This window comes from Pseudoalteromonas issachenkonii, from assembly GCF_002310795.1.
Classification (GTDB): Bacteria; Pseudomonadota; Gammaproteobacteria; order Enterobacterales; family Alteromonadaceae; genus Pseudoalteromonas; species Pseudoalteromonas tetraodonis.
Genome location: NZ_CP011030.1, coordinates 118,941 through 131,836 on the forward strand (window position 1 = coordinate 118,941; position 12,896 = coordinate 131,836).

The 12,896-nt window shown below is 43.5% G+C and carries 5 protein-coding genes and 2 rRNA genes; 5 read left to right on the plus strand and 2 right to left on the minus strand.

Features of this window, described 5'->3' with window-relative positions:
- Positions 1-27: 27 nt before the first annotated feature.
- Positions 28-2,850, plus strand: a complete 2,823-nt coding sequence (locus PISS_RS00590) for a tetratricopeptide repeat protein (RefSeq protein ID WP_058153987.1) — start codon at positions 28-30, stop codon at positions 2,848-2,850.
- Between the two features lie 79 nt (positions 2,851-2,929).
- Here PISS_RS00590 and rho read toward each other — a convergent pair whose 3' ends face one another.
- The gene (rho, locus tag PISS_RS00595; RefSeq protein WP_013463749.1) at positions 2,930-4,189 is read right to left on the minus strand and encodes a transcription termination factor Rho; all 1,260 of its coding nucleotides are present in this window, start codon (positions 4,187-4,189) and stop codon (positions 2,930-2,932) included.
- Between the two features lie 188 nt (positions 4,190-4,377).
- Positions 4,378-4,704 (minus strand): thioredoxin TrxA, encoded by a 327-nt coding sequence (gene trxA, locus PISS_RS00600; RefSeq protein WP_013463750.1) that lies wholly within the window; start codon positions 4,702-4,704, stop codon positions 4,378-4,380.
- Between the two features lie 91 nt (positions 4,705-4,795).
- Between trxA and rhlB the strand changes: the two genes are divergently transcribed.
- From rhlB to PISS_RS00620, 4 genes are all read left to right on the plus strand, one after another.
- Entirely contained in the window at positions 4,796-6,073 is a 1,278-nt protein-coding gene (gene rhlB, locus PISS_RS00605) for an ATP-dependent RNA helicase RhlB (protein ID WP_010392673.1), read from the plus strand.
- 45 nt (positions 6,074-6,118) lie between these two features.
- Entirely contained in the window at positions 6,119-7,612 is a 1,494-nt protein-coding gene (gppA, locus tag PISS_RS00610) for a guanosine-5'-triphosphate,3'-diphosphate diphosphatase (RefSeq protein ID WP_058153988.1), read from the plus strand.
- Between the two features lie 530 nt (positions 7,613-8,142).
- A 16S ribosomal RNA gene (locus tag PISS_RS00615) occupies positions 8,143-9,676 on the plus strand.
- 294 nt (positions 9,677-9,970) lie between these two features.
- Positions 9,971-12,857 (plus strand): 23S ribosomal RNA (locus tag PISS_RS00620).
- Together the 16S and 23S rRNA genes form the textbook arrangement of a ribosomal RNA operon.
- The last annotated feature ends 39 nt before the right edge of the window (positions 12,858-12,896 follow it).

Here is a 12,896-nt window from a genome sequence, read left to right on the forward strand (position 1 = left end):
GGCTAGCAAGGATTAAAGGATATTTTTATGCTGACTCGGTTAAAGCGCATCTGCTTTATTGGTCTTTTGGTTGTACTGAGTGGTGCATCAAACGACGCTTTATCCAATGAGCAGACAAGTTTGTTTGAGCAGTTCGATCTTGAGCAAACATGGACTGAAAAGCACCGCCTTGCAACAGACATATTAGCTAACCCTGATCTTCCAAATTTACAACGCGTGACCATTTACAGTGACTTAGCGGAGCTGGCGTTTACACAGAGTGATTTAGCTAATGCACTAAAGTATTTTAAATTACTAGAGGCGAATAGCACCCTTAAAGAACAGCCAAAACTTTATTTTCGTGCAATTAAAATGCAAGGCGTGGTGCTTTATTATCAAGGGTTAGTGCAACAAGCGGTCGTTGATTATAATCGCGCGTTAAACATTGCCATTACCCTTAAAAGCCCGATTAAACAGGCTAACTTACTCAGTAATATTGGGCTCGCTTACTTTGATATGTATAACATGGAGCTAGCCCTCGACTATTATCAGCAAGCCAAAGTCATTTATGAAAAAGAGGGGAGCGCACAAGATAAAGCCGATATATTACATAATATCGCCGGTATTTATATTCGTCTCTCTCGGTATGAGTCCGCGCTTGAGATGTATCGTGAGGTTTTAAAAGTTTTTCAAGAGCTTGGTGATGACGATGGCGTTGCACAGGTATACGGTAACATGGGTGTGGCGTACACTGAATCGAGGCAGTACCAGTTAGCGTTGCATTACAACCAATTAGCTTTGCGCTACTATCAAAGTGTTAATAACGCCTTTCAGCTTTCGACTAAGCACACCAATTTAGCCACAATTAATCTTAAATTAAATAAATTTGATGTCGCGTTATATCATGCTAATGCAGGGCAACAGTTTGCACTTGAGGCTGATAATAAGTCGTTACTAGCGGCTGCCTTACACGTGTTATCGACTGTTCAATTTGTGCAAGGCAATACAGAAAATGCCAAAGAAACCTCAGAGCGTTCAATTACGCTTGCCAAAGAGTATAATAATGGCATGCGCATAAAAGACGGTTTGGGGGTTGAAGCGCTGATCCATGCTAGCTTAGGGGATTATGAAAAAGCGTTAAGTTTGCATCAACAGTATGTTGATTATCAGCGCAGTGTTAATACCGAAGAAGCCTCAAAAGCGGTCAGTCAATTTCAAATTCAGTTTGAATCAAATCAGCTAAACCAAGAAATTAAACAATTAAAACAGCAACAATACTTACAAGAATTACAAATAGCTAAACGTTCACAGCTGACGTTCTTATTGGTGATTGTTGCCATATTGATTTTAATTACAGTAATTGCTGTTTATAAACGCCGAACAGAAAAACAAGCGAAGTTAAAGCTGAGTGAGCAAGTTGAACAGCGCACCAAAGAGCTGCAAAGTGTGGCGCAAGAACTGCGTGAAGCTAACGAGGTTAAAAGCCAGTTTTTAGCGAATATAAGCCATGAAATTAGAACGCCATTAACCGCTATTTTGGCGCAAACTGACGATCTTATTAGTGGTCAGTACAAGGCTGAGCAATTACAAGATGAGCTTAGGGTAATACAACGACAAAGTGAGCATTTAAGAAGCCTGATTAATGATGTGCTTGATTTAAGTAAAATCGAAGCAAACAGGCTAGAACTTAACATTAGCTGTTTTGATATGGTGCGATTGATCAACGATGTTCATGCTATGTTTTCTCCACAAACTAAAGCGAAAGGCTTGTCACTGATATTAGAGAGTCAGTTAGGTGATACCTATTTTACGCGGCTAGATTTAACTCGAGTAAAACAAATACTTATTAATTTATGCGCCAATGCCATTAAGTTTACTCATAAGGGGCACGTAACAATTGCTGTTAGCAAAACGGATCAAGGGCTGCTCTTTTGTATTCAAGATACCGGAATTGGCATGAGCTCCTCACAGCTTAAGCTTATTTTTGAATGCTTTAGCCAAGCAGATAACAGCATTAGCCGACGTTTTGGCGGTACTGGTTTGGGCTTGAGTTTGTCGCAGCAGTTAGCAGCTATGATGGGTGGCTATATTAGCGTGCAGAGTGAGTTTAAAAAGGGCAGTGAGTTTTCGTTCTATTTGCCTTGTATACAAGTTGAAGAGCAAGTTTGCCACGATGATATGCAGGCTAAATCGGGTGAGGGGCATAGGTTGTTATCGGGTAAGGTGGTGCTTGCTGAGGATCACAGTGATAACCGCAAACTGATCAGTCGTTATTTACACTCCCTAGGACTTGAAGTGATTGCCGTTGAAAATGGTGAGCAAGCCGTAGAGCAAAGTTTAAAACTGTATCCGGATTTGGTGCTTTTAGATATTCAAATGCCCGTTATGGATGGTATTTCTGCGTTTGAACTACTCAAACAATGTGGCTATGAGCAGCCTATTTTAGCGTTAACGGCCAATGCCATGAGCCACGAGATTGACCACTACTTATCACTTGGTTTTAGCGATTATTTAGCAAAACCAATAGACAAAGAATCTTTTTACACTGTTTTAGCTAAATACTTAAGCTCAGCAAATGAGGATTCATCGACAGAAAGTATCCATGTAGATATGAGTGATTTAGTAGCGAGTTTTAAACAAAGCCTGATTACAGAAAGTGAGCTAATTGAACAGCATTTTAAAGTTGGAGATTATAAATCGCTGCAAAAAGATAGCCACCGAGTTTTAGGTGCGGCACAAATGTTTGAGTTTAAAGAAATAGCATTAGTGGCAAAAGCACTAGATGACGAATTACTTCAGTCACAAATTAACACTCAAAAGTTAACAACATTAGTAAATGACTTGCTGGTACTGCTTAAGCAATACGGATAAGCTGATTTACTCTAAAAATAAAAAAGACACCATCTGGTGTCTTTTTTATTTAAAAATTTTTATTTCACCAGCGTTCAGATTACTGACGTTTCATCGAATCAAAAAACTCATCGTTGGTTTTACTCATCGATAGTTTATCGATTAAAAATTCCATGGCATCAATTTCTGACATGTCATGGACTATCTTACGTAAAATCCACAGCTTTTGGAGCTCATCAGGCTTAGTAAGTAATTCTTCACGACGCGTACCAGAACGGTTAAAGTCGATAGCTGGGAATACACGTTTTTCCGCAATTTTACGGTTAAGATGTAGTTCCATGTTGCCCGTACCCTTAAACTCTTCGTAGATAACTTCATCCATTTTAGAGCCGGTATCAATAAGCGCAGTCGCAATAATTGTTAAGCTACCGCCTTCTTCAACGTTACGTGCAGCACCAAAGAAACGTTTAGGCTTATGTAATGCATTAGCATCTACACCACCGGTCAATACTTTACCTGATGATGGAATAACGGTGTTGTAAGCACGTGCTAAACGTGTGATTGAATCAAGTAAAATCACCACGTCTTTTTTGTGCTCAACTAAGCGCTTTGCTTTTTCGATAACCATTTCAGCAACCTGTACATGGCGAGATGCTGGTTCATCGAATGTTGATGCAATAACTTCACCTTTTACTAGGCGTTGCATCTCAGTCACTTCTTCCGGACGTTCATCAATAAGTAAAACCATTAATGTAACATCAGGGTGGTTATGTGTGATTGATTGCGCAATATTTTGTAGCAACATGGTTTTACCCGCTTTTGGCGGTGCCACTAATAAACCACGTTGGCCGCGGCCAATGGGTGACGCTAAATCAAGAACTCGTGCGGTAATATCTTCTTTACTGCCGTTACCACGTTCCATACGAAAACGTTCGTTTGCATGTAGTGGTGTCAGGTTTTCAAAAAGTATTTTAGTGCGAGAGTTTTCAGGTTTATCAAAATTAACTTCGTTTACTTTAAGTAAAGCAAAGTAACGCTCACCATCTTTCGGCGGACGAATAAGACCTGAAATAGAGTCGCCAGTACGCATACTAAAGCGGCGAATTTGGCTTGGAGATACATAAATATCATCTGGGCCAGCTAAGTAAGAAGCTTCTGATGATCTTAAAAAGCCAAAACCATCTTGCAAAATTTCTAATACACCACCGCCGAAGATATTCTCTCCGCCTTTGGCATGGGATTTAAGAATAGCAAAAATAATGTCTTGCTTTCTTAAGCGGGCTACGTTTTCGAGCCCCATGGACTCAGCTAAGTTTACAAGCTCTTTTATAGACTTGTCTTTTAATTCGCGTAAATGCATATTGGTGGGTTCTTTATTACAGTTGTCATACTCAAAATCGCTTTATTAGATCGTTGAGTGAGGTTTGTTGAATATAACTAAGGATTAGTTGGCTTTATAAACTAGCAGGTCATTACTGCAGCGTCCAGTACTTCTGTAAAATAAATAATAAAAAAAGGGCTGAGCGCCCTTTTTTTATAAATTTACACTTAGATGTTGTTTTCTAAAAACTCAACTAATTGTGTTTTTGATAGTGCGCCTACTTTAGTTGCAGCCACTTGACCATCTTTGAAAAGTAGTAGTGTAGGAATACCACGAATACCAAATTTAGGTGGAGTACCTGCGTTTTGGTCAATGTTTAATTTAGTAATCGTTACACGGCCATCAAATTCCTCAGCAACTTCGCTTAGAATTGGGGCGATCATTTTACACGGTCCGCACCATTCAGCCCAAAAGTCTACTAGTACAGGTTTGTCTGATTGTAATACGTCAGCTTCAAAGCTATCGTCGGTAATTTGGATTATTTTCTCGCTCATTGCGCTCTCCGGTTTAGTTAGGCGAAATATTTAGTGCGTATTTAAACACTCTTGTTTCTTATTGCAAGTTTAAACGTTATGCTTAAACGCTATGACTAAGACACATTTGACCGATAAAAAGTTTTCAGACTTTGCTATTGCACCGGAAGTGGTTGCCGGGTTAACCGAAAGTGGGTTTGAATATTGCACACCCATTCAAGCTAAATGCCTACCGTTTATTTGTGAAGGGCGCGATATTGCGGGCCAAGCACAAACAGGTACAGGCAAAACGTTGGCGTTTTTAACCGCCACATGCCACCGGTTATTACAATCTAGCAAAGCACCTAGTAAACATCCAAGAGCCCTGATCATGGCCCCAACTCGGGAGCTTGCGATTCAGATACACAAAGATGCAAAAATTTTAGCGCCGCACTGTAATCTTAACTTAGGTTTAGTATATGGTGGCGAAGATTACGAAAAACAACGTGCACAACTAGAAAAAGGCGTTGATATTTTAATTGGTACTACAGGTCGCCTAATAGATTTGTACAAGCAAGGCTGTTACACCCTTAATGAAATTGAGGTAGTCGTGCTAGATGAAGCCGATCGTATGTTCGATTTAGGCTTTATTAAAGATATCCGTTATATGTTCCGTCGTATGCCGGATACATCAGAACGTTTAAACTTATTATTCTCTGCCACACTGTCGTATCGTGTACAAGAGCTTGCATTTGAACACATGACAAACCCAGAGCATGTGCAAATAGAACCCGATGTAAAAACGGGTAAGCGTATTCAAGAAGAGCTATTTCATCCTTCACAAGAAGATAAAATTAAGCTGTTGTTAACCTTGATTGAAGAAGAATGGCCTGAGAAAGCCATTGTTTTTGCAAATACCAAACACAGCTGTGAAACTGTGTATGCATGGTTAAAAGCAGATGGACATCGAGTGGGTATGCTCACCGGTGATGTAAACCAAAAGAAACGTCAATCAATACTCGCGCAATTTAGTAAAGGCGAGCTAGACTTTTTAGTGGCTACCGATGTTGCTGCGCGTGGTTTACATATTCCAGAAGTAAGTCATGTATTTAACTTTGACTTACCTGATGATTGCGAAGATTACGTTCACCGTATTGGTCGTACAGCTCGTGCAGGCGCTTCGGGTCATGCAATTAGCTTTGCGTGTGAGCAGTATGCTTATAACCTTCATGAAATTGAAGAGTACATCGAGCACAGTATTCCTTTATCGCATTACGATAAAAGTGCATTGCTAGATGATTTGACCAAGCCGACTATTCACAGAAAACGTAATTTTTCTACCGGTCCACGTAATCGTAGTAATAACAACGGACGTCGCCCAAATAATGGTTACCAAAAAGGACGGTCTTAACCGACCGTTAGTTTGATAGTATTCGTAACTAGAGGTTTTTGAACGGTGGGGCAACTTAAACCGCAAAAAAATGTATATGCAGTCATTGATTTGGGCTCAAATAGCTTTCATATGCTTATTGCCAAATCAGTGGCGGGTGGCTTGCAAACAATAGGTCGCGTCAAACGCAAAGTAAGACTCGCCGCTGGGCTTGATGATAATAATCTATTGAGCTTAGAGGCTATGCAACGAGGCTGGGAGTGTTTGGCCTTGTTTGCGGAACGTTTGCAAGATATTCCCAAGAAAAACATCACCATTGTTGCCACTGCAACACTTCGTTTAGCAACCAACGCCGACGACTTTAAATTACGTGCTGAAAAAATATTAGGCCATAAAGTTAATGTTATTAGTGGTGAGCTAGAAGCGCGAACTATTTACAAAGGAGTTGCGCACACTTCTTCATGTGCGGGCAAACAGCTAGTTATTGATATTGGTGGTGCGAGTACTGAAGTGGTGATTGGCCAAGGCTTTGAAGCACGTCACTATAAAAGTCTTAATATAGGGTGTGTTACTTACCTTGAACGCTACTTTAAAGATTGCCAGTTAAATGAAGCGAACTTTAATACTGCTATTGAAGCCGCGCGTACTGTTATTGATGAAATAGCGCCTGAGTATAAAACGGCTGGTTGGCAACTTGCCTCTGGTGCGTCAGGGACCGTACAAGCTATTCAAGAAATCATGGTGGCACAAAATTTAAATGAAATGCTCACCCTTGAAAAGCTATACACCATTAAACAACAATCTATTGCTTATGAGACTATAGCTGAACTCGACTTGCCAGGGTTAAGTGAAGAGCGACGTTTAGTGTTTGTATCTGGGCTGGCTATCTTAATTGCACTGTTTGAGTCACTAGAAATAGAACAAATGGGATTGGCGGGTGGCGCACTTCGTGAAGGTGTTTTATATAGCATGCTACCGGAACTGCATAATAACGACATTCGTCAACGTACGATTGATGGTTTTATGAATCGTTATCATGTGGATCAAAAGCAAGCATCGCGAGTATCCGGTTTAGCTTTACAATTAGCTAGCGAAGTTAATCATTATTGGCCGATAGAAGCATTAAGTGGGTTACCGCTTTTAAATGCGGTGGCGCAACTTCATGAGATTGGTTTATTAATAGAGTACAAGCAATACCACAAACATACCGCTTACATTCTAGAAAATACCGATATGCCAGGTTTTTCGCAATCAGAACACAAAGTGATCGTTGCGATTGCCAACAGCCATCGTTCAGACCTTCAAAAAGGATGTTTAGATCATTTAGGCGCACACAGTAGGGTTGCAACGTATATCGTTCGACTATTACGTGTTGCTGTTATTTTATCTATGCGCCGCCAAGATGATGTCTTGCCCAACTTTAAGATAACAGCTGAAAATGAAGAGTTAGCTATTCAATTTGAAAGCGATTGGTTAAAAAACCACCCACTAATGGCAAGTGAGCTAAATCAAGAGATTAAGTATCAGAAAAAATGTGGTTGGAAACTTAAAGTAAACTAGTTAAACCGTTCTTTACCACAGTTTTTAGTGGTTAAAATGAGCGTTTAGTTGTAATTTTGTTCGAACAGTCATTTATTTCAAGTTTTCTTCAAAAAAGGGTTGATCTGTTTTCGGATCTCCCTATAATGCGACCCCACTGAGACGGCAGAGCGCAACGCATAGCGAGGCACGAGCTACTCAGTGAGTTGAGTAAAACTTAGTTTCGAAAACTTTCAAGTTTAACAAAATTAAGTGTTGACAAAAAAATAGGAAAGCGTAATATGCGCAGCCCTAGCGAGATAAAGTTAAACGCTTTAATCGCAACGTTCTTTAACAATATAAAGCAATCATCTGTGTGGGCACTCGTACAGATTGAGTTCTAACAGCCAAGCTACTTAGGTAGTGAGGCAAGCAAATTTAGAGTCTCAATTGAAACTGAGTGACCAACAGCAATAACTACTTAGGTAGGAATTGCAGCACAGTCAATTCAATATCGAAAGATATTAAATAAATTCAGAATTCATTGAGCTGTCGAAAGACATAAAACTTTTTAATTGAAGAGTTTGATCATGGCTCAGATTGAACGCTGGCGGCAGGCCTAACACATGCAAGTCGAGCGGTAACATTTCTAGCTTGCTAGAAGATGACGAGCGGCGGACGGGTGAGTAATGCTTGGGAACATGCCTTGAGGTGGGGGACAACAGTTGGAAACGACTGCTAATACCGCATAATGTCTACGGACCAAAGGGGGCTTCGGCTCTCGCCTTTAGATTGGCCCAAGTGGGATTAGCTAGTTGGTGAGGTAATGGCTCACCAAGGCGACGATCCCTAGCTGGTTTGAGAGGATGATCAGCCACACTGGGACTGAGACACGGCCCAGACTCCTACGGGAGGCAGCAGTGGGGAATATTGCACAATGGGCGCAAGCCTGATGCAGCCATGCCGCGTGTGTGAAGAAGGCCTTCGGGTTGTAAAGCACTTTCAGTCAGGAGGAAAGGTTAGTAGTTAATACCTGCTAGCTGTGACGTTACTGACAGAAGAAGCACCGGCTAACTCCGTGCCAGCAGCCGCGGTAATACGGAGGGTGCGAGCGTTAATCGGAATTACTGGGCGTAAAGCGTACGCAGGCGGTTTGTTAAGCGAGATGTGAAAGCCCCGGGCTCAACCTGGGAACTGCATTTCGAACTGGCAAACTAGAGTGTGATAGAGGGTGGTAGAATTTCAGGTGTAGCGGTGAAATGCGTAGAGATCTGAAGGAATACCGATGGCGAAGGCAGCCACCTGGGTCAACACTGACGCTCATGTACGAAAGCGTGGGGAGCAAACAGGATTAGATACCCTGGTAGTCCACGCCGTAAACGATGTCTACTAGAAGCTCGGAACCTCGGTTCTGTTTTTCAAAGCTAACGCATTAAGTAGACCGCCTGGGGAGTACGGCCGCAAGGTTAAAACTCAAATGAATTGACGGGGGCCCGCACAAGCGGTGGAGCATGTGGTTTAATTCGATGCAACGCGAAGAACCTTACCTACACTTGACATACAGAGAACTTACCAGAGATGGTTTGGTGCCTTCGGGAACTCTGATACAGGTGCTGCATGGCTGTCGTCAGCTCGTGTTGTGAGATGTTGGGTTAAGTCCCGCAACGAGCGCAACCCCTATCCTTAGTTGCTAGCAGGTAATGCTGAGAACTCTAAGGAGACTGCCGGTGATAAACCGGAGGAAGGTGGGGACGACGTCAAGTCATCATGGCCCTTACGTGTAGGGCTACACACGTGCTACAATGGCGCATACAGAGTGCTGCGAACTCGCGAGAGTAAGCGAATCACTTAAAGTGCGTCGTAGTCCGGATTGGAGTCTGCAACTCGACTCCATGAAGTCGGAATCGCTAGTAATCGCGTATCAGAATGACGCGGTGAATACGTTCCCGGGCCTTGTACACACCGCCCGTCACACCATGGGAGTGGGTTGCTCCAGAAGTAGATAGTCTAACCCTCGGGAGGACGTTTACCACGGAGTGATTCATGACTGGGGTGAAGTCGTAACAAGGTAGCCCTAGGGGAACCTGGGGCTGGATCACCTCCTTATACGATTTAGAACTTATTTGTTCGTAGTGTCCACACAGATGATTGTTAGTTAGTTTGCTCTTTGAGTTTACTAATTAATATGCTCTTTAAAAATTTGGAAAAGCTGATAATAAAATTCGTATGAATACATTGTATTTGTACAGAGTTTTCAAAAGTAAAAAAGAATGATAGCAGTATCATTCAGTGCCATTTAATAAACGTTTAATGTTTGTTGATTGGTATCTACTTTAGTATTCAATATTAACTTCTGGCGAAGTTAAACTGTCACAAAACAAAGACCCGTTTGGGTTGTATGGTTAAGTGACTAAGCGTACACGGTGGATGCCTTGGCAGTTGGAGGCGATGAAGGACGTATTAACTTGCGATAAGCCTAGTCAAGCTAGTAAAAAGCACTTGAGACTAGGATTTCCGAATGGGGAAACCCACCTGCTTGCAGGTATCGTTAACTGAATACATAGGTTAACGAGGCGAACGCGGAGAACTGAAACATCTAAGTACCCGTAGGAAAAGAAATCAACCGAGATTCCGATAGTAGCGGCGAGCGAAATCGGAACAGCCCTTAAGCTTATTATGTGTTAATGGAAGGCTCTGGAAAGTGCCACGATACAGGGTGATAGTCCCGTACATGAAAACGCATTTTAAGTGAAATCGAGTAGGTCGGAGCACGTGAAACTTTGACTGAATATAGGTGGACCATCATCTAAGGCTAAATACTCCCAACTGACCGATAGTGAACCAGTACCGTGAGGGAAAGGCGAAAAGAACCCCTGTGAGGGGAGTGAAATAGAACCTGAAACCGTGTACGTACAAGCAGTAGGAGCCCACTTGTTGGGTGACTGCGTACCTTTTGTATAATGGGTCAGCGACTTATATTTTGTAGCGAGGTTAACCGATTAGGGTAGCCGTAGGGAAACCGAGTCTTAACTGGGCGAATAGTTGCAAGGTATAGACCCGAAACCCGGTGATCTAGCCATGGGCAGGTTGAAGGTTGAGTAACATCAACTGGAGGACCGAACCCACTAACGTTGAAAAGTTAGGGGATGACCTGTGGTTAGGAGTGAAAGGCTAATCAAACCGGGAGATAGCTGGTTCTCCCCGAAATCTATTTAGGTAGAGCCTCGGACGAATACTTACGGGGGTAGAGCACTGTTAAGGCTAGGGGGTCATCCCGACTTACCAACCCTTTGCAAACTCCGAATACCGTAAAGTAATATCCGGGAGACACACGGCGGGTGCTAACGTCCGTCGTGAAGAGGGAAACAACCCAGACCGCCAGCTAAGGTCCCAAAGTCATAGTTAAGTGGGAAACGATGTGGAAAGGCCCAGACAGCCAGGAGGTTGGCTTAGAAGCAGCCATCCTTTAAAGAAAGCGTAATAGCTCACTGGTCGAGTCGGTCTGCGCGGAAGATGTAACGGGGCTAAACTATGCACCGAAGCTGCGGATTCAAAATTTATTTTGAGTGGTAGGGGAGCGTTCTGTAAGCGGTTGAAGGTGTACCGGGAGGTATGCTGGACGTATCAGAAGTGCGAATGCTGACATGAGTAACGATAATGCGGGTGAAAAACCCGCACGCCGGAAGACCAAGGGTTCCTATCCCATGTTAATCAGGGTAGGGTAAGTCGACCCCTAAGGCGAGGCCGAAAGGCGTAGTCGATGGGAAACGGATTAATATTTCCGTACTTGGTATAATTGCGATGGGGGGACGGAGCAGGCTAAGCAAGCATGGCGATGGTAGTCCATGTGAAAGTGTGTAGGCTAGCGACTTAGGTAAATCCGGGTTGCTGTTAGGCTGAGACACGAGACGAGTCACCAAGGTGATGAAGTTGCTGATGCCATACTTCCAGGAAAAGCCTCTAAGCTTCAGATTATACCGAATCGTACCCCAAACCGACACAGGTGGTCAGGTAGAGAATACTAAGGCGCTTGAGAGAACTCGGGTGAAGGAACTAGGCAAAATCGTACCGTAACTTCGGGAGAAGGTACGCTCCGATTGGTGATGGGACTTGCTCCCTAAGCTGATTGGAGCCGCAGTGACCAGGTGGCTGGGACTGTTTATTAAAAACACAGCACTGTGCAAAATCGCAAGATGACGTATACGGTGTGACACCTGCCCGGTGCCGGAAGGTTAATTGATGGGGTTATCTTCGGAGAAGCTCTTGATCGAAGCCCCGGTAAACGGCGGCCGTAACTATAACGGTCCTAAGGTAGCGAAATTCCTTGTCGGGTAAGTTCCGACCTGCACGAATGGTGTAACCATGGCCACGCTGTCTCCACCCGAGACTCAGTGAAATTGAAATCGCAGTGAAGATGCTGTGTACCCGCGGCTAGACGGAAAGACCCCGTGAACCTTTACTACAGCTTGGCACTGAACATTGAACCTACATGTGTAGGATAGGTGGGAGACTTAGAAGCAGAGACGCTAGTTTTTGTGGAGTCGTCCTTGAAATACCACCCTTGTAGTTTTGATGTTCTAACGTTGGCCCCTGAATCGGGGTTACGGACAGTGCCTGGTGGGTAGTTTGACTGGGGCGGTCTCCTCCCAAAGAGTAACGGAGGAGCACGAAGGTTGGCTAAGTACGGTCGGACATCGTACGGTTAGTGTAATGGTAGAAGCCAGCTTAACTGCGAGACAGACACGTCGAGCAGGTACGAAAGTAGGTCATAGTGATCCGGTGGTTCTGAATGGAAGGGCCATCGCTCAACGGATAAAAGGTACTCCGGGGATAACAGGCTGATACCGCCCAAGAGTTCATATCGACGGCGGTGTTTGGCACCTCGATGTCGGCTCATCACATCCTGGGGCTGAAGTCGGTCCCAAGGGTATGGCTGTTCGCCATTTAAAGTGGTACGCGAGCTGGGTTTAGAACGTCGTGAGACAGTTCGGTCCCTATCTGCCGTGGGCGTTTGAGAATTGAGAGGGGTTGCTCCTAGTACGAGAGGACCGGAGTGAACGAACCGCTGGTGTTCGGGTTGTCATGCCAATGGCATTGCCCGGTAGCTACGTTCGGAACTGATAAGCGCTGAAAGCATCTAAGCGCGAAGCAGGCCTCGAGATGAGTTCTCACTAGACTTTTAAAGTCTCTGAAGGGCCGTTGAAGACTACAACGTTGATAGGCAAGATGTGGAAGTGGTGTGAGCCATTAAGCTAACTTGTACTAATTACCCGTGAGGCTTAACCATACAACGCCAAACGCGTTTTATGTGATAGTTTAAGCGAAG